The organism is Asinibacterium sp. OR53 (assembly GCF_000515315.1).
In the GTDB taxonomy this organism is placed as follows: Bacteria; Bacteroidota; Bacteroidia; order Chitinophagales; family Chitinophagaceae; genus Sediminibacterium.
Genome location: NZ_KI911562.1, coordinates 3,645,316 through 3,664,705 on the forward strand (window position 1 = coordinate 3,645,316; position 19,390 = coordinate 3,664,705).

Annotated in this window: 16 protein-coding genes; 5 read left to right on the forward strand and 11 right to left on the reverse strand. The window is 47.0% G+C overall.

What is annotated here, in order from left to right:
* Positions 1–6: 6 nt before the first annotated feature.
* The gene (clpB, locus tag SEDOR53_RS0116270) at positions 7–2,622 is read right to left on the reverse strand and encodes an ATP-dependent chaperone ClpB (protein ID WP_026770658.1); all 2,616 of its coding nucleotides are present in this window, start codon (positions 2,620–2,622) and stop codon (positions 7–9) included.
* 104 nt (positions 2,623–2,726) lie between these two features.
* Between clpB and SEDOR53_RS0116275 the strand changes: the two genes are divergently transcribed.
* Together SEDOR53_RS0116275 and queG are read left to right on the forward strand one after the other, a co-directional pair.
* Positions 2,727–3,782, forward strand: coding sequence for a serine hydrolase (locus tag SEDOR53_RS0116275; RefSeq protein ID WP_198018988.1), 1,056 nt, complete (start codon positions 2,727–2,729; stop codon positions 3,780–3,782).
* Between the two features lie 33 nt (positions 3,783–3,815).
* A complete protein-coding gene (gene queG, locus SEDOR53_RS0116280; RefSeq protein WP_026770660.1) occupies positions 3,816–4,748 on the forward strand; it encodes a tRNA epoxyqueuosine(34) reductase QueG in 933 nt (310 codons plus the stop codon).
* On the opposite strand, the gene SEDOR53_RS0116285 is transcribed toward queG, so the two are convergent.
* Genes SEDOR53_RS0116285 through SEDOR53_RS0116300 form a run of 4 tightly spaced genes read right to left on the reverse strand, consistent with a single transcriptional unit; the run spans position 4,735 to position 8,497 of the window.
* Positions 4,735–5,337 carry a hypothetical protein gene (locus SEDOR53_RS0116285; RefSeq protein WP_026770661.1) on the reverse strand — a complete coding sequence of 201 codons (603 nt, stop codon included), beginning with the start codon at positions 5,335–5,337 and terminating at the stop codon, positions 4,735–4,737. The genes queG and SEDOR53_RS0116285 overlap by 14 nt on opposite strands.
* Position 5,338: 1 nt before the next feature.
* Positions 5,339–6,595: an LVIVD repeat-containing protein gene (locus SEDOR53_RS0116290; protein ID WP_026770662.1), complete on the reverse strand. Its 1,257-nt coding sequence runs from the start codon at positions 6,593–6,595 to the stop codon at positions 5,339–5,341.
* A gap of 50 nt (positions 6,596–6,645) precedes the next feature.
* Positions 6,646–7,947: a hypothetical protein gene (locus tag SEDOR53_RS0116295; protein ID WP_037361500.1), complete on the reverse strand. Its 1,302-nt coding sequence runs from the start codon at positions 7,945–7,947 to the stop codon at positions 6,646–6,648.
* Positions 7,937–8,497, reverse strand: a complete 561-nt coding sequence (locus tag SEDOR53_RS0116300) for an RNA polymerase sigma factor (protein ID WP_026770664.1) — start codon at positions 8,495–8,497, stop codon at positions 7,937–7,939. Before SEDOR53_RS0116300 ends, SEDOR53_RS0116295 begins: the two co-directional genes overlap by 11 nt.
* Before the next feature lie 87 nt (positions 8,498–8,584).
* Between SEDOR53_RS0116300 and bioA the strand changes: the two genes are divergently transcribed.
* Complete coding sequence (bioA, locus tag SEDOR53_RS0116305; RefSeq protein WP_026770665.1) at positions 8,585–9,847, forward strand: adenosylmethionine--8-amino-7-oxononanoate transaminase; 1,263 nt, start codon at positions 8,585–8,587, stop codon at positions 9,845–9,847.
* Positions 9,848–10,320: 473 nt separating this feature from the next.
* On the opposite strand, the gene SEDOR53_RS0116310 is transcribed toward bioA, so the two are convergent.
* A complete protein-coding gene (locus SEDOR53_RS0116310; RefSeq protein ID WP_026770666.1) occupies positions 10,321–11,640 on the reverse strand; it encodes an aspartate kinase in 1,320 nt (439 codons plus the stop codon).
* A 93-nt stretch (positions 11,641–11,733) separates the two neighbouring features.
* Entirely contained in the window at positions 11,734–12,870 is a 1,137-nt protein-coding gene (locus SEDOR53_RS0116315) for an Ldh family oxidoreductase (RefSeq protein WP_232214798.1), read from the reverse strand.
* A 3-nt stretch (positions 12,871–12,873) separates the two neighbouring features.
* On the opposite strand from SEDOR53_RS0116315, the gene SEDOR53_RS0116320 reads away from it, so the two are divergent.
* Positions 12,874–14,157, forward strand: a complete 1,284-nt coding sequence (locus SEDOR53_RS0116320; RefSeq protein WP_026770668.1) for a hypothetical protein — start codon at positions 12,874–12,876, stop codon at positions 14,155–14,157.
* 46 nt (positions 14,158–14,203) lie between these two features.
* Here SEDOR53_RS0116320 and SEDOR53_RS0116325 read toward each other — a convergent pair whose 3' ends face one another.
* A complete protein-coding gene (locus SEDOR53_RS0116325) occupies positions 14,204–14,620 on the reverse strand; it encodes a single-stranded DNA-binding protein (protein ID WP_026770669.1) in 417 nt (138 codons plus the stop codon).
* Between the two features lie 167 nt (positions 14,621–14,787).
* Between SEDOR53_RS0116325 and mnmA the strand changes: the two genes are divergently transcribed.
* Complete coding sequence (gene mnmA / locus SEDOR53_RS0116330; protein ID WP_026770670.1) at positions 14,788–15,894, forward strand: tRNA 2-thiouridine(34) synthase MnmA; 1,107 nt, start codon at positions 14,788–14,790, stop codon at positions 15,892–15,894.
* On the opposite strand, the gene SEDOR53_RS0116335 is transcribed toward mnmA, so the two are convergent.
* The 3 genes from SEDOR53_RS0116335 to odhB all read right to left on the reverse strand — a co-directional run bounded on the left by SEDOR53_RS0116335 (position 15,866) and on the right by odhB (position 19,351).
* On the reverse strand, positions 15,866–17,041 hold the full coding sequence (locus tag SEDOR53_RS0116335) for a hypothetical protein (RefSeq protein ID WP_026770671.1): 1,176 nt from the start codon (positions 17,039–17,041) through the stop codon (positions 15,866–15,868). The two genes, mnmA and SEDOR53_RS0116335, sit on opposite strands and share 29 nt — an antisense overlap.
* A gap of 67 nt (positions 17,042–17,108) precedes the next feature.
* Positions 17,109–17,996, reverse strand: coding sequence for a hypothetical protein (locus SEDOR53_RS0116340; RefSeq protein ID WP_026770672.1), 888 nt, complete (start codon positions 17,994–17,996; stop codon positions 17,109–17,111).
* 122 nt (positions 17,997–18,118) lie between these two features.
* Positions 18,119–19,351 carry a 2-oxoglutarate dehydrogenase complex dihydrolipoyllysine-residue succinyltransferase gene (gene odhB / locus SEDOR53_RS18385; RefSeq protein WP_026773455.1) on the reverse strand — a complete coding sequence of 411 codons (1,233 nt, stop codon included), beginning with the start codon at positions 19,349–19,351 and terminating at the stop codon, positions 18,119–18,121.
* Between the last annotated feature and the right edge of the window lie 39 nt (positions 19,352–19,390).

Sequence of the window (19,390 nt, forward strand, 5' to 3'; positions counted from 1 at the left end):
TACATATTAAGCCTCATGCACTTCTTCATTCCGGAATACCACTACCCCATCGAACGCATCTACCAGTACCCGTTTATTTTTATCTACTTCACCGGCCAGTATTTTTTTACTGAGCGCATTGGTGATCTGCTTTTGTATCAGTCTTTTCAACGGCCTCGCACCAAATTGCGGATCATATCCCTGTTCAGAAAGGAACTCCAGTAAATAGTCGCTGAAATTCAGTTCTATTCCATTGGCGGCTACCAGCTTGCGTAAGCCTTCCAACTGGATGCGCACAATATCCATGATCTGTTTTTTCAACAACGGGCGGAACATGATGATCTCGTCTACCCGGTTCAGGAATTCGGGACGTATGGTTTGACGCAGCAGGTTCATGACTTCAACCTTCGCTTTATCAGTAGCTTCTTCTACATTTTTTTCGTCTACATCATCGAAGGCATCCTGTATCAACTGGCTGCCGATATTGCTGGTCATGATGATGATGGTGTTCTTGAAATTCACCACACGGCCTTTGTTATCGGTCAATCTTCCATCGTCGAGCACCTGCAGTAATACGTTCCATACATCGGGGTGTGCTTTTTCTATCTCATCCAGCAATACCACACTATAAGGTTTGCGTCTCACGGCTTCTGTCAGCTGTCCGCCTTCATCATATCCCACATAACCGGGAGGGGCACCCACCAGTCTCGACACCGTATGTTTCTCCTGGTACTCACTCATGTCGATACGGGTCATCATGCTTTCATCATCGAACAGGTATTCCGCCAAAGCTTTGGCCAGCTCTGTTTTACCCACACCGGTGGTACCAAGGAAAATAAAAGAACCGATCGGTTTTTTCGGATCCTGTAATCCGGCGCGGCTCCTTCGGATGGCATCGGCTACCGCACTGATAGCCTCATCCTGCCCTACTACCCTTTGATGCAATTCATCTTCCAGCAGCAATAATTTTTCCCTTTCTCCCTGCAGCATTTTGGCAACTGGTATACCGGTTGCTTTGGCCACGGTTTCTGCAATATCTTCCGCATCTACTTCTTCCTTCATCAATCGCCTGTTGGTTTCGCCAAGCTGGTTCAATTGATCGGTGAATGTTGTAATTTGTTTTTCCTGCTCTTTGATCTTGCCATACCGTATCTCGGCTACTTTGCCATAATCGCCATTGCGTTCGGCTTGTTCTGCTTCCAGCTTCAGGCTCTCGATCGTAGCTTTCGCACTCTGTATCTTCTCCACTACTTCTTTCTCGTCGCGCCATTTGGCTTTGAGTGTATCTCTTTCCACACTCAGGTTACTGATCTCAACATTCAGGTCTTTCAGTTTTTCTTCATCATTCTCGCGCTTGATGGCTTCCCGTTCAATTTCCAACTGTCGTATCTGGCGTTCCAGCGTATCCAGCTCTTCCGGCATTGAATTCATTTCCAGGCGCAGCTTGGCAGCGCTCTCATCAATCAGATCAATCGCTTTATCCGGCAGGAAACGGTCGGTGATATACCGGTTCGATAATTCCACTGCGGCAATAATCGCTTCGTCTTTGATACGCACATGGTGGTGTGTTTCATAGCGGTCTTTGAGTCCGCGCAATATAGAGATCGCGTCCTCTACACTCGGTTCGTCGATCATCACTTTCTGGAAACGGCGTTCGAGCGCCTTGTCTTTCTCAAAATATTTCTGGTATTCACTCAACGTGGTGGCGCCGATCGCACGCAGTTCGCCTCTCGCCAGGGCCGGCTTAAGGATATTGGCCGCATCCATAGCGCCCTCACCGCCACCTGCGCCTACCAGGGTATGTATTTCATCGATGAATAAAATGATCTCGCCATCGCTCTCCGATACTTCTTTCACAACGCCCTTCAAACGTTCTTCAAATTCGCCCTTGTATTTGGCGCCGGCGATCAACTGTCCCATATCGAGGCCAAAAATGATTTTTCCTCTCAGGTTCTCGGGTACATCGCCATTGACAATACGCATGGCCAATCCTTCGGCAATAGCCGTTTTACCTACACCCGGTTCACCCACCAGTATGGGATTATTCTTGCTCCTGCGTGAGAGAATATGCAAAGTCCGGCGGATCTCCTCGTCCCTGCCTATCACAGGATCGAGTTTACCATCCCTTGCCAGTTCGTTCAGGTTCTTGGCATATTTACTCAGTGAATTGAATTGCGTTTCCTGTGTTTGCGATTTGATGGTATCGCCTTTACGCAGGTCTTTGATGGCAGTAATGAGTCCTTTTTCTGTGAGGCCCGCCGCTTTCAGCGTTTTAGCTGCTGCATCGCTTCCTTTCAGCAATCCCAACAGCAAGTGTTCCGGGCTCACAAATTCATCATTGAATTCTTTGAGCACGGCATTGGCTTTCAATAAAGCGGTGTTCAGGTCGCGGCTGATGTTTTGAGCGGCTTCTCCATTAGATGATTTGGGCAATTTGCTGATGTCCTCATCTACTTTTGTTTCAGTGAAGCCGGTATTTACGTTGTTACGTTTCAATAAAAAAGCAACAGGACTATCCTTATCGGCCAGCAATGCTTTTAACAGGTGATCGGTTTCAATAACGGGGTTCCCGTTGTTAAATGCCACCTGTTGTGCTGCCTGGATGGTTTCCTGGGCTTTGATGGTATAATTATTCAGGTTCATATCGTATTTACTTCAGTTTGTTATTTGGGTTCGAAGTACTAATTTGTCTGCAAAAACTATTCTAAGCCTTATTTATGCTTTCGATACCTAAATTTCCGGAAAATATGTCTGAAAAACACCGTTCTCACTGCATGAAAGTCAGCCTGGTATGCATTTTCATGCTATTCTTTCAGTTGGCACAATCCCAGTACGATTTCAGTGAGCTGGATAAAAAAATGGAGGCTGCCAGGCGGGAACTGGGTGGTCATACGGTGGCTATGATCTATAAAGACGGGAAGATCATTTACCAGAAATCCATGGGCGAAGAATTCAACCCCAAAACACAGGCGCCTGTTGCCAGTTGCAGTAAATGGCTGACGGCTGCACTCGTCATGACTTTTGTAGACGAAGGCAAACTATCGCTCGACGACCCTATTGGCAAATACCTGCCCTTCTTCACCAAATACAACAAAGGATATATTACCATACGCCAGTGCCTGGCACATTTAACCGGTATTGAATCGGATGCAGGCCGGCCGTTGAAAGCCATCTTCGACCGTAAGAAATACAAATCACTGGAAGAGGAAGTGAACGATTTTGCCGCTAAAAAAGAGATCGCCTCCAATCCTGGATTGGAATTCAGTTATAGCGGTATCGGGTTGAATATTGCAGGAAGGGTGTTGGAAGTTGTTACACGCCGGGGGTTTGAACAACTGATGCAGGAACGCATCACGAGGCCGCTGATAATGCGCAATACTTCTTTTTCCAGTTTCAATGCGGTAAACCCATCCGGCGGAGCTGTTTCCACTGCCAGTGATTACATGAATTTCCTGGCCATGATCCTGAACAAGGGTGTCTTCAACGGCAAGCGCATATTGAGCGAGAAAGCCATTAGCGATATGCAAACGGCGCAAACTACTCCTTCCATGATCCGCTATGCGCCCAAAGCTGCGCAAGGATACAATTACGGACTGGGCGAATGGATATTGGCCACAGACGAAAATGGTAAAACAACAGCAGTGGCGAGCCCTGGTTTATTCGGCACCTGGCCCATGATAGATAACTGCCGGGGTTATGCCTGTATATTTTTTACCAAAGGGTTATTGGGTGAAGAAAAGCGTGACCTTTATATGGACATGAAAAAGTCTATCGACGCACAAATCGCTTCTGCCTGCAAATAGGAGATTGGGCTTACCTTGCACAAAATCTGTTACTTGAGCAGGATCGAAGCATATTCTCACACAGTTAAATCGGTTGCCCGTCAGCTGGGTTTCGATTATTGTGGTATCGCTAAGGCGGAGAAGCTCAACGATGATGCAAGAAGGTTGGAAAAATGGCTTCATCAGGGTATGCATGGCAGCATGCAATACATGGAAAATCACTTCGACATGCGAACCGATCCTACCTTGCTGGTTCCTGGCGCCAGATCGGTGATCACGCTGTTAAAAAATTATTACCCATCGCAGCAACAATCTGCGCATACACCGCATATATCCAAATATGCATTCGGAAAAGATTACCACGAAGTGATCAGGGCTCAACTGAAAGAATTGTTACAGGCCTTAAATGAAAAGATAGGCGAAATACATGGGCGTGGATTTGTAGATTCAGCGCCGGTGCTGGAAAGAAGCTGGGCCACCAGGAGCGGCGCCGGTTGGATAGGAAAAAACGGCAACCTTATTACCAAGCACAGCGGCTCATTTTATTTTATTGCCACACTGATCGTAGACATAGCACTGGATTACGACGATCCTTTCGCAAAAGATTATTGCGGTTCATGCAGCAGATGCATCGATGCATGTCCAACCGGGGCCATCGAAAATCATAAAGTGATCAATGGAAGTAAGTGTATCAGCTATTACACCATTGAACTGAAAGACGCACTCCTGCCGGAACAGATGAAAGACCGTTTTGAAAACTGGATGTTCGGTTGCGATATATGCCAGGATGTATGCCCCTGGAACCGGTTCAGCAAGCCGCACCATGAGATCAACTTCACACCCATTCCCGAAATACTCAACCTCAGTACCAAACAATGGGAAGAAATGACGGAAGAAAGTTTCAAAAACATCTTCCGTCATTCGCCGCTCAAACGCACAAAATTCAGCGGCATTCAACGCAACCTGCGTTTCATTACCACAGGCTAATCCCCAACTTTAACGAGAAATAATTCAGCCAATAATCTACCGATTGATCATAATCGGATTTTTGCATGATGCCGCCGCTCATCAAATAATTACTCCATGGCACCCAACTGTTATAATGTTCAGTAACCGTTTTAAAGCCATAACCCACACTCAAGATCAGTTTCCTTTTTGCAGTGGCGTTGAGTGTATACCCCAATCCTATATCGGTGTACAGCCCATTGTCGAACCGACTGCCGCCCTGGGCTGATGACCAATAACTGTACATCATCTTTTGCTGCCAGGGCATGGGCGAAGCAATATTATAGCCCAGGTTGAGGTATGAAAAATAAGCCTTCTTTTTACCGAAGAAAAACCTGGTATCGGTGAACACAGGTATGCTGCGCAATTTGTAATAATCCATTCCACTCCCCAACCCGAAGGCCCATTGCTTTTTCCGGATTCCTCCTACTAATTGCCATTGTCCGCTGTAAATATGATCTCCACTCAACACAGCAGCTTGTGGAATGAGGTAAAATTTTTTCTGTTTTTGTTGTGCTGATGATGCAAGTGTTATCATCAACAACAACAGGCTTACCATATATTGCTTCATATCAGTTGTTTTGAATGACAGGAATTTTTCCTACAATCTTTGCGTTATTCACGTCTGAATAATCGATGCAGTACAGTCCCTCTTTTGCAGTGGCGATCGCTATTCCACCCAATGCAATCACATCAGTGGGCTGAAATCCTTTTACCTGGCTCAACAATGTAAGGTTATACGGATCACTGGCATTGAACAGTTTGAGTCCTTCCTTGCCATCGCAGATCAATAACAAGTAGCCATCTTTCGACAAACCATGTGGGCCACTGAGCGGGTATGATTTGACAAGCACAGGATGCAAAAGGTTTTTCAGGTTGATAATATCCAACTGGTTCGAGTACCCACCGCAAGAACTGCCTCCCCATAAGGTTACATAGGCATAATCATCATCCACAATCACAGGGTCACAGGTTCTTACATGTGTGAATTGCGACAGAAATGTGGGTTGATCGGGATTGCCCGCATTGTAAATGAACATCCCTACCATGCTACCGATGAACAGGTTGTTCTTATAAGGGAAGATCGTTTCAATATTGCCTTGTGACAAGGGGATGGATTGCACATAACGCGGTGCGGCTGCTTGCTGAACGTTGAATACTTTCAGGTCGTTCCGGCTCACTGTGTACAGGCGTTGACTCAACTGTGCAAAGCGCGACAACGATCCGGCAATACCGATAGCAGTGGGAGCTCCGGATGCATTCGCAAGTGCAGAAAAGTATACGTTACCGTATTGTTTTCTCATAATGTCGGCCACTGCTGTAAAACTTTGTTCGAAACGGTATGAAACAGCCGTATCGATCCTGATCCACCGGGTGATCACTTTGGTAGTATCAGGAAAAAAATCTGCGTAGACCCGTTGCGGAAAAACACCTTGCAATGCCTGCACCAGGCTAACACTGGCAGGATTGCTGATATCAATCGTTACCATATCTGTGTAGCAATCGGCGTACAGGTAATTACCCTGTATGGCCAGGTCTGCACAGCCCGGTACATGGATGAATGCCTGGTTCACTGGTTTAGCGGGATCCGTGAGGTCTATTACATGTATCCCTTTGTTCAATTCATTCAGAAAAACATAATGATCTTTTACTACAATTTTTCCTGGTTGTTGCACGGGCTCCGGTGCATCACTTTTGATACCGGCGCGCACTTCGTCTTTAGTGGCATAAACAGGCCTGTAGAAGGTATAATGTGTGGTGGCTTTGTCTTTGGTGCAGGATACCAGCAACCAAATACATCCGGCGAATGTCAGCAGCAGCTTTTTCATAAACATGCATTTGCGATACTGACACAGGTTATTTACTCACCGTTGCATTACTATTTTCGTTGTGGGAATACATAGACAGCCCTCAAAGATGGCTGCCACAAATATTGTTTTGTTCCTTCTTGCCGGGAGAGATTGGTGATGAAGAATTTTGCTTGCGGACCCACATAAAGAAATGGTTGCTTGCCTAGTCCAACATCAAAGCCGGTAGATATGTCTAAGTTTAGTTTTCTGATGAGATCATTGTTGGAGAATAAAAAATTACTTTGTCTGTCATAATGCAATCCATTGCTGCCCAATAGCACGCCGACTCCTGCTCCCAATTCCCATCTAAATGGCACTACATGGAACAATTTGAACAGTGTATACAGATGGGCAGAAGCTTCCAGGAAATGATACCGGTTGGTATATTTCATACTATCTACATTCCTATAGTAATAGCCCCTCGCGCTAGAATAATTCCTGTTTTGTCCGCCTCCGAGAATACTATCCTGCCGCGCACCTACATTCATGTAATCCTGGTACAAACCATAACCAATGGCAACTCCGAGGCTGTTTTTCTTTCCGATGGCTTTGTTGAATTCAACACCCAGGTTAAAAGAAAAAGCATCATGAAATGCCGGCGGCGTTGGTGTGGCTGTTGATCCATTATTGAAATTGCTCCCGGGTAAGCTGTAATACATATCGGCACTGGCTGTATGGGTTCTCAGGATCGAATTGCGTACCCCGCTGCTTCCTGCATTTGCAAACAGGTGTATCTGCCATTTCTTTTTCCTGGCTAGTATTACTTTTTCTTTTGTAGCTGTTGGGGCTTCCGATGTTACGGGGGGCTTCCGTGCTTGTGCAGTATCAGTCGTTGTTGTTTCCGGCAAAACAGTGGCTGTAAATACTTTATTTTTTTCTGCCGTTACCGCATCTGCTTCGGTTGTTTCGATATGCAGTCCTTGTGTTGCCGGTTTTGACCCTTCTATTTTACCCGGCATATTTATTTTGCCTGGCTCACCGGTTACAACAACAAAATTTGTTGTTCTTTTTTGTTGATGTTCTATTTCCCGAACTGTCTCTTTTTCTTCAGGCAATTTATTTGTTGCTGTCTCTTCTGTGTTTGATCGTTGACCATGGGTTGTTACCCGCTGCTTGTTTACTATAGGTTCATGTGCTTTCTTTGTTTGAAATTCCCACCAGATCCAACTCCCGCCACAACAGATCGCCAACAAGAACAGCCAAAGCACCCACCGGCGCTTTCGCTCCCGTTGCAGGGATCCTGCCACTACCTCCCAGGAAGCGGCATCTGGCTGTATCTTCAGATCAGCCAGCTCTTCGCGTACCTGTTGTTCAAACGATCTATCGGGCATACTTGTCTTTTTTTCCGTTAACAGCATTTTTCTCCATCCAACTGATCAGCAAAGCCCTGGCCCTTGAATACTGGGAGCGGCTCGTGCCTTCGCTGATGCCGAGTATCTTCCCAATTTCAACATGCGTGTACCCTTCTACCGCATGCAGGTTAAAAATGGCCTGGTAACCCGGCGGCAATTGCCTCACCAATGCCAGCAGGTCTTTCATATTCAGCTTCCATTCCGGTTCTGCCTGCGTAACAGGATGCAGGTGACTGTCTTCGAAAGACAGATCGAGCTGGTACTGCGGTTTTCGCTTGAGATAATTGATGGCGGTATTGACCATGATGCGCCTGATCCAGGCGCCCAGCTCCCCCTCGGCCTTGTACTGGTGCAGGTTCCCGAATACTTTGATGAAGCCTTGTTGCAACACTTCCTCGGCATCATGCATACTTTTGGTATACCGGTAACAAACACCCAGCATAGATGCCGCAAACAGGTCATACAACTGCTTCTGCGCAGCGGCATGATGCCTGAGACAGTCTTTTACCAGTTTCTGCTGATCAACCATTGGTGTGCATTCGTTTAAGTGACACCCGTTGTGCTTGATAACGTTGCATCTGCAATAAAAATAAGGTTTCAGCAGTACCTTTACAGCATGAGTTTAGTAGCAAGAGACCGCCAGGTGATCTGGCATCCGTTTACCCGTCAGAAGAACATGTTGCCGCCCATTCCTATTGTTAAAGGAGAAGGTACGCTTTTGTGGGACGAAGATGGAAAAAGCTATATCGATGCCATCAGCAGCTGGTGGGTAAACCTGCACGGTCATGCACATCCTTATATTGCTGAAAAACTGTACCGCCAGGCATTGCAACTGGAGCAGGTGATCTTCGCGGGCTTCACACACAAGCCTGCCGTAGAACTGGCCGAGCGACTGTTGCCGCTGCTCCCCGGTCATTTTTCACGCGTATTCTACAGCGACAACGGATCTACCGCTACCGAAGTAGCCCTTAAGATGGCTATCCAATATTGGTGGAATCAAAATGAAAAACATCGGAAAAAAATACTGGCCTTCCGCCACTCCTATCATGGAGATACATTCGGCGCGATGAGTGTGAGTGACCGGAGCGTGTTCACACTTGCTTTTCATGAGCTCTTATTCGATGTCGTATTCATAGACACTCCCACAACAACCAATCTCCCTTCCTTAATCGAAACCATTTCGGCGCATGCGGCAGAAACCGCTGCCTTTATTTATGAACCCCTGGTGCAGGGCGCAGGTGGCATCAAAATGTACGATGTTGCTCCGATGGATCATCTGCTGAAACAGGTGAAAAAAATGGGCATCATCTGTATTGCCGACGAAGTAATGACGGGCTTTTGGAGAACAGGCAAATCATTCGCCAGTCATTATCTTTCTGTAGAACCCGATATCATTTGTCTGAGCAAAGGACTCACAGGCGGTACCATGGCGCTGGGTGTAACGGCCTGTTCCCCAAAAATCTATGATGCATATATGAGCGATGATGCATTGAAAACTTTTTTCCATGGCCACTCTTTCACCGCCAACCCGCTCGCCTGTACTGCTGCACTGGCCAGCCTCGATTTGCTACACGAAGCCGATTGCCGGCATCAAATACAGATGATCTGTGAAGAGAACCAACAATTTGCCGTTCAGTTACAACAGAGCCATCTTCCTTATAAGAACATCAGGGTAAGGGGTACCATACTGGCATTTGAAATTGAACAGGGCGAAGATGTTTATCTCAATAATATCGGCGCGCTGGTTACCGAACAGGCTTTGAGCAAAGGCATTTACCTGCGTCCGTTGGGCAATACGGTGTACATCATGCCGCCGTATTGCATATCGAAAGCAGAATTGCAACAGGTATATGATTGCTTACTGTCCATCCGGCTATAAAAGTTGCACTACTGAATCTTTAGTGAAGGCGGTTCATAGTCATAGGGAAGCATCGTAGCCAGTTTCTCATACTATGATTTCACATAGCGAAAGATAAACATATTTTCCAATTACCCGATAATAGATCATTGAGATCACAACAAAAGTGCAGTGCGAGCCACTACTCATTCATAGTTATCTCACTACTGTGTGCATCGTACTCTAGTATAGTGCACCGCGTCCACCACACTGTGTGTGCCATACTGTAGCATAGTGCACCGCATCCACCACACTGTGCGTGCCGTGCTGTAGCATAGTGCACCGCGTCCACCACACTGTGCGTGCCGTGCTGTAACATAGTGCACCGCGTCCACCACACTGTGTGCGCCGTGGTGGAGCATAGTGCACCGCTCCCACAGTGTGGTGTAAACGGCCATTTGAACATGGCGGAACGTTTAAAACATTGATTTACAATTCCGAAGTCATTTTTCAGCTCAAAGTCCGAACAAGCCGGCATTCAGCAACTGAAGGGTTTTGGTCTTGTAATCGCTGGGAACCAGCAGGGAAATATTATGCGGACTACCGCCATAGCTCACCATGGTAACCGGTATTTCACGGATGGCATCAAACAGCTTTTTAAGTACATCTTCTGTCTGCGCAATTTCATTACCTACGATGGAAACGATGGTTTGCCCTTTTTCCACTTCCACAGAGCCAAAGGGTTCCAGCTCTTTGATGATGGATGCAAGCGCTGCATCACTATCGATGGTTACAGATACCGCCACTTCGGAAGTGGTGATCATATCGATGGAAGTCTTGTATTTTTCGAATACTTCAAACACTTTTCTCAAAAAGCCATAAGCCAGCAACATGCGGCTGCTCTTGATCTTGATGGCTATGATACCATCTTTGGCGGCCACGGCTTTCACGCCTACACTGCCCGCGTCTTTGGTGATCACGGTACCTGCCGCATCGGGCTGCATAGTATTGAGCAGTTTCACCGGCACGTTCTCCTGCTGTGCAGGCCAGATACAAGTGGGGTGCAATATCTTGGCGCCGAAATAAGCCAACTCGGCAGCTTCATCGAAACTCAGTTGCTCGATGGCCACTGTTTTATTAACGATGCGCGGATCGTTGTTGTGCATACCGTCGATATCGGTCCATATTTCACATACGTTGGCGTGAGCGGCGGCGGCTACCAATGAAGCGGTATAATCACTTCCTCCGCGTTTCAGGTTATCTACTTCTCCCCTTGCATTGCGACAGATATATCCCTGGGTGATGAATATTTTTTTGTTGCTATGCTGTTTCAGCAACTCATTCAGCTTGGAGCGGATGCTGCTCAATTGGGGCTCTTCATTGATATCGATGCTCATGAACTCCAATGCGGGCAGCAGCAAATGATCTACCCCCTGTTCATCGAGAAAAGTGCTGAACAGTTTCGTGCTCATCAGTTCTCCTTGTGCCAGGATGTCTTTGTTCAGCGCTTCGCTGAAGGAAATGCGTAAAATGATATTGAGGAATTCAAAATGCTCGGTAACAATAGCATTGGCTTTGGCGCGGTTCTCTTCTTTCTGAACGAGATCCAATACAAAGCTCCTGTAATGCTTTTCCAGGGTATCGATCTTCTGTTTGGCTGCCACCCGATCACTTGCTGCTAAACTGCTGCTGATCTCCACCAGGGCATTGGTTGTTCCGCTCAATGCACTCAACACCACGATCTTGGCTTCTGCATCTTTTGTGATCAACTCGTATACCTGGCGCATGCGTTCCGGCTTACCAACACTGGTGCCGCCAAACTTCATAATCTTCATAAAAAAACCACTGGTTTAATTGTAAAATGAGTGGCAAAGGTAAAGTGGAACAGCCAATATAGAAGCAAGATTTTAGCGTACAACCGTTAGCTATTACAGTGCCAGTGAAAACCGGGTTCCCAGTTCCTGCAACTCTTTCGCAACGCTGTCTACCAGGGGTATTCCTGCTGTTTTCCGCACTTGCTCCATTTCCCTTTCCGGGTCGCCAGGTATCAATACTTTTTCATGCCCCGGGGCGGGCTTTGCCGTACGGAACCGTTGTATCCAGTTGTCCATGTGCTCCTTGAATTCCGATGCAGGCCTGAACGCATCTACCCGCATGGCTCCGAAGAAATGCCCCAGCCCTTTGCCCGGCATATTCTCCGGCATGGCTACATAGGCAGGGAAAGGCGGTACCCAGGGACCATAACTGGCGCCACTGAGCACGGCTGAAAATATATCTACCACAGACCCCAATGCATATCCTTTATGGCTACCATGGTCACGGTCGCTGCCCAGCGGAAGCAACGCCCCCTGCTTTTTCAATATGTTGGCATCGGTAGAAGCTTGTCCGTCTTTATCCTGCACCCATCCCAACGGTGTATCGGCATTTTTTCTTTGCAGTATTTCCAGCTTGCCGTTGGCAGCCGTTGTAGTGGCCAGATCGGCCACAAATGGCGGTTCCTCACCGGCCGGTATGGCCACGGCTATGGGATTGGTGCCCAGCATCCGCTCAATGGAAAAAGTAGGCGCCACCAATGCACTCGCATTGGTCATGGCCATGCCGATCATATCCTGCTCCAGGGCCATCATAGCATGATAACCTGCTATTCCAAAATGATTGGAATTACGTACACTGACCCACCCGGTGCCTGCCTGCCGGGCTTTATCAATCGCCACCTGCATGGCAAAAGGCGCTACTACCAGTCCCAGTCCCGCGTCTCCATCCACCACGGCCGTAGAAGGCGTTTCATGCACGATTTTAATATCCGGCGTTGCATTCACCCTTCCCGCTTCCCACAGCCGTACATAACCCGTAAGCCGGGCTACACCGTGACTGTCGATTCCCCGCATATCAGCAGATAACAGTGTTTGTGTAGCAGTAGCAGCGTGTACATCGGAACAGCCGATGGCTTTGAAAACGGATTGTGTAAACTGATAAAGATGATCGTAAGGATATATTTGCATAGGACGCAAGGTAGGGAATGAATGGATGACGATCAATTGGAAATAAATCTTCAGTAATTTCAACGCATGAAATTGCTCATTCCTTTGTCTCTTTTATGTTGCCTGTCTCTCCATGCGCAATATTCGCGCGACAATATTTATTCAGATTTTGTGCTGTATAACCAACGGGTGAAGTTTGATCAATACCTACGCGAACAAACGATCAAGGCCACTTTTGAAAAAACACTCAACAGTGAGACAGAAGATTATTACCGCGAAGCATGTTGGGCCGTATCGCAATATGTTTTACAGTCGCCGGTAGTTGAAAAAGGATTGCATAACCTGTTCAACGGATATAACAGTTTAGAACCTGCTACCAAACGTGCTTTGCTGGAAGCCGCTTATGCCAGCTATCCGAATACTTTTTATAAAGAGATGACACAGTTGATGCAACAGGAAACCTCACCAAGGTTTTTTGCGATGCAGGCAGTGTATCTCTATCGCATCGATCATAGTGGCAAAAGAACAGCAGCGCTGAGACAACAGTTACACAGCCGTTTCCCGGAATATGATACATTGCCCGTGTTGAAAGAACTGGATCATTATCTCCTGCATCATGATGCACTGGCACATGCTGCAACACCGCCGTTGGATGTATTATTTGCACAACAGAAAGCAACAGGACAAAAAATTATTTATTCTTTCCAGCGATGGAACCGCGATTATGCAGGACTGGCCGTTATACAGAATGCCGACGGGCATTTTTGCCGCGACACATCGGGCAGGTTACTGGTATTCCGGCAGCTGGCCCGCTCGGGCTCTAATCTTCCCTATTTCATTACCAATGGCAGTACGCCACAAGGCATTTACAGCATACAGGGCACCGCTGTTTCGCACAACAACCTGATCGGACCCACGCCCAATATACAACTGGTGATGCCCTTTGAAGCCGATAGTGTTTACTGGCACCATGCCGTTGATTCCACAAAGCCTGCATTGGATAATTACCTGGGCATGCTGCCCGTTTCCTGGCAGTCTTATGATCCCATGACCGAAGCCTTTTATGCAGGCAAGATCGGACGCACAGAGATCATCGCACATGGTACCACCATTGATCCGGATTATTTTAAAGACAAACCGTATTATCCCCTTACACCTACCATGGGTTGTCTCTGCGCGCAGGAAAACTGGAATATGTTCACAGGGAAGATCAACAGCAGTGAACAATTCAACCTCGTATCAACATTTCTCTCTACCCCTGGTGATACGGGCTACCTCATGGTCATCAACATCAATGACTTGCCACAGCCGGTAAGCAGGGAAGAAATTGAGCAAATGGTAAATGCATTTGAGCGCAATAAAAAAGGATGAACAGGTATATGTTCATCCTTCATCAATATTTGCTCGTATTATCAGGTTAGAACGGCAGGTCATCGATCGGCTCGGTGATATCGCTGGCTGAAGGCGGAGCCGGTTGATTATAAGCAGGTGCACCAGGCGATGCTGCTCCTTCATTTGAACGGCTGCCGAGTAACTGTACGCTCAACACACGCATGGTTAATGAAGCGCCGCTGCGGCCATCCTGGGTAGTATAGGTTCTTACATCCGGTGTTCCTTCTACATATACCTGCGTTCCTTTTTTCAAATAGGGAGAGATACCGGTCCTGTCGGTCCAGTAAGCACAATCCACCCAGGTAGTCCTGTCTTTCTGATTACCCTGCGCATCTTTGAAACGTTCTGTATGCGCTACCGTAAAATTGATCACATTTTTCCCATTCACATTGTTCAGAACCGCGTCCTTACCCAGGTTGCCAATTACTTGAAGTTTTATCATAATAGATCTGTTTTAGTAAATATCGTGAAAAGGCGCCAACAACCCGTCAGGTAGATATCGCAAATCTTTTCCGCTATTCGAAACCCACTGTGTATCAGCAGATAGCATCCTTAACGCCCCTTTCGGTTTAGTTTTTTTAATTTTGCACGAAATTAAGTCAATTCATCATGAGCCGTAAAGGAAAGGTTTTAGTGGCAATGAGTGGCGGTATCGACAGTACCGTTACGGCTCTCATGTTGCATCATGAGGGATACGAAGTCGTGGGCATTACCATGAAAACATGGGATTACGCCAGCAGTGGCAGCAGTTCAAAAGAAACCGGCTGCTGTAATATCGATTCTTTCAACGACGCGCGACAGGCAGCAGTGCACCATGGTTTTCCGCATTTTATTTTAGATATCCGCGAAGAGTTCGGTGATTTCGTGATCGAAAATTTCGTGGAAGAATACCTGGCCGGCCGTACACCCAACCCCTGTGTGATGTGCAACACCCATATCAAATGGCGGGCATTGCTGAAACGTGCCAATGCACTCGACTGCGATTTCATCGCAACCGGTCACTATGCAGAGATTCGCAAGCATACCAATGATCGCTATGTGATCAGCAAAGGGAAAGACGATACCAAAGACCAGAGTTATGTGTTGTGGGGACTCGACCAGGAATTGCTGAGTCGCACCATCATGCCCCTGGGCAAATACCATAAAACAGAGATCCGGCAGATGGCCATGGATATGGGCTATCCGGAGCTCGCTAAAAAAAGCGAGAGCTACGAGATATGCTTTGTGCCGGATAACGATTACCGCGGTTTTTTGAAAAGACGGGTAGACGGACTGGAAGACCAGGTAGCAGGCGGATGGTTTGTGGACAAAGACGGAAAAAAATTAGGCCAACACAAAGGCTATCCTTTCTACACCATCGGACAACGCAAAGGATTGGATATTGCATTAGGGAAACCTACTTATGTAACGGCTATCCATCCCGACAGCAATACCGTGGTGCTGGGCGATGAAGCCGACCTGGAACAAAACGATATGATCGTTGGTAAACTTAACTGGATCAAATACGATGGCATCACCAATGGCATGGAAGCCATGACGCGCATCCGTTACAAAGACAAAGGCACATTGAGTAATTTGTATAATGACGAAAGGGGCATACGTGCACGCTTCTATGAAAATGTGAAAAGCATTGCACCCGGACAAAGCGCCGTATTCTATGAAGGCAATGATGTGATTGGCGGTGGTATCATCCAGCGGGGTGAGCTCGTTTTTTAAACAGTGCCGTAAATAGTGAATCTGCTTTCCGGTCGTACCCTTTCAATAGTTCCATACTCAGTAACTCCAACGGAAAATTTTGTTGAATGAAGGACACTTGTTCTTCATTCTCTTTTTTGAATACCGAGCAGGTAATGTATAAAAGGTATCCATTTTCCGTTAAGTGATTTTGCACTGTGCGAACGATCTTTTGTTGCAATGATGTATAATGATCTATCCGTTCCTGTTCAAAATAATACAATTGTTCCGGCGTTCTGCCCCAGGTACCGCTGCCGCTACAGGGCACATCACAAATGATGAGATCGTATTTTTTTACTGCACCATAAGTCTTTCCTGATGACAGGTCTGCCACAAAAGAATGGTACTGTTGAATCCCAGCGCGCATGAATCGTTGTTTCAGGTTCTGCAGGATGGAAAGCCTGATATCTGATACGGTAAGATCGATCTTCTTCAATATATCTTTTACCAGGATCGATTTGCCACCACTCGCTGCACAGCAATCCCATACAGTGGATACGTTTGCCGGAAGTTTTTCGCCTACCCTTTGTGAATTATAATCCTGTACAACAGCTTCCTGGTCGATGGCAATAAGGGTATCGATCTTGCTGGCATTAGCAAGCCCGATGCAGTGTTCATTCAAGGATTGAAACGCAATGGCTGCGTCTTTGAGTTTTTGCGGAACAATCTTTTCATACCCGGGTCTTATTCTTAAAAAAAGAAGCGGTTGTATAAAATGAGAACACGCAAAGCCATTTGCATCGATGGTCAGGCTCAACGCTTCCTGCCAGGGAAATACACTGCTGATCGAAAAAGAGGGTTCTGCCGATTGCAGGTACCGGACCCGCGCCGGTAATGCATCGCTCCAGTTCTCCAGCCACGACGCGTCGAAAAGATCACTCCACACACCTGGTGAATGCTCACAAAGGAATAAAGCCATTTGTATCCGCTTACTTACCGGCAGGTGCAGGCTGGCATGCCCCATGCGGTAATAGCAATAACAAAGGTGACTGATGAATCTGCGATCACGGGAACCGAATTTTTTCTGAATGGCAAAATGCTGTTTCAGAAAAACAGCGAGTGGTACTGTACCATCATACAGACCAATGATCGTTTCGGCCGATCGCATATATTGATGCGCATATTTCATCTGGTTGTAAAAATAATGCCGCTGTGGGTAACAGCGGCATCAATACTGTAACAAAGCAGGGAAAATTCTATTTGTAAAAATATTTGATGGAGCCATTGCCTATCAACGAACTCACCACATCTCCCGAAGCCGGCTTATTACCGGCATTATACTGATACGTAATTGTAGTAACCTGGCTGGGGTAAGAAGTTAATACAGCATTGGCATCAATAGCCATCCGGGTAATATTGTTCCTGCCGGCACTTTGTCCGTCTCCTCCTTCTATCAATGCTTCATTACCCATTTGCAGCGGGTTGATCTTATCATCGGCCGTGAAAGTGAATGTAAGCATGGGGCTCATGGCACCCGAACCGGAGGGGTCGGGCATATAGGTTTTCATTTGTGTGATGTTCCCATTGGTATCGTAACTGTAGGTGATTTTAGCGGTGAGCACATTCATCACGCCATTCAATGATAAATAGGTGTCCATTTCGGTGATCCGGCCATCGGTATACTTATAGGCACTGCTGTCGGCTGAAGTAACGCCTTGTACGCTAAGACTCGAAAAGGTATAATCGAACTGTGTACTGGTAGCCGAAGGATAATGCACGTAGATGATGGTACTGTCGGTACCGTTCAGGGTAGTGCCGCTGCCCTGGCTTCCCCATTTAAAATTAGCTACTATTTTTACGATCCTGCCAAGGCTGTCGCGCACCATGCGTCGTACCTGCGTGCCGCCGTCGGGCTCTGCATTGTCGACTTTTATGTTGATGAGCCGGCCATTTGCATCATAGTCATAATGCCGGGTAGTAGTGCCCTTGCTTCCGGTAACATCTACCTTCATCAGAGCACCGGTAGTATTTTGGTTTCCGGATGCGGAATCGGCGCCCTTGGCCATCTTCAGCTCAAATTGCTTTTCGCAGGAACTGAGTATTGTGCACAGGAGCAAGCCGTAGGTGAGTAACGGTAGCTTCATAGAATAGGATTTATGTACTGCAATTTATATCGTTATAAATAAAATATTTGTAGGTGAATAACTACAACAAAAGGGGCTCCTTGCGGAGCCCCTTTCAAACTATCGTATTGATTATCTTATCCTTATACTTCCAGTAATGTTTTAACCGGGTCTTTGCCGAACAATAACAATTCAGGATTTTCCAGCAGTTCTTTTACGCGAACCAGGAAGCTAACGCTCTCACGTCCGTCGACGATGCGGTGGTCATAACTCAGCGCAATGTACATCATGGGACGTATCACTACCTGCCCGTTGATGGCCATGGGCCTGTCCTGTATCTTGTGCATGCCCAGGATGGCACTTTGTGGTATGTTGATGATGGGTGTGCTCATGAGGCTTCCGAATACACCGCCATTGGTAATGGTGAAAGTACCGCCCTGCAGGTCTTCGGCAGTCAGTTTACTGTCTCTCGCTTTACCAGCCAGCTCTACCACTTTTCTTTCGATCTCTGCCATACCCAGGCTTTCCACGCTGCGGATCACAGGAACCGTTAAGCCGCGCGGTGTGCTTACCGCAATACTGATATCGGCATAATCGTGGTAGATCAATTGATCACCATCGATATAAGCATTCACAGAAGGCCATTCACCCAATGCAATGGCGCAGGCTTTGGCAAAGAAGCTCATGAAGCCCAGGTTCACACCATGCACTTCTTTGAACTTGTCTTTGTATTGTTTACGCACTTCCATCACCCTGGTCATGTCCACTTCATTGAAAGTGGTGAGCATCGCCGTCGTATTCTTGGCTTCCACCAGCCTGCGGCTGATCGTCTTGCGTAAATTGCTCATTTTCTCCTGGCGCACATTGCGGGAGAACAATGCATCACCGTCGAATGATTTGCGGCCCGGGTTGTTCAATGCTTCCAGCACATCGTGCTTCATGATCTTTCCGCCAACACCAGAGGGGGTGATAGCTGAAGGATTCACTTTTTTATCTGCTATGATCGCTGATGCTACCGGTGTAGCTTTCACTTCGGCTGCTTTGGTTACAGGAGCAGGCTCAGCGCTTGCTGCCTTGGCAGGCGCAGTAGCGGCCTGGGGTTTCTCTGCAACAGGAGCAGGTGCCGCTGTTGCAGGCTTGGCAGCCGTTTCGTCGATCTCAGCCAGCACATCCCCAATGTTCAGCGTATCGCCTTCTTTCCATTTTGTAGTAAGCACACCCGCTTTCTCAGCATTCACTTCAAAAGTAGCTTTCTCACTTTCCAGTTCCGCGATCACTTCATCGCGCTCCACCCACTCACCGTCCTTCTTCGTCCACTTTAAAAGCGTCACTTCACTGATTGATTCTCCTACCGTTGGAACTTTTATTTCGATCATATATCTGTTTTATTATCTGTGGTTTGATGGTCTGCGGTT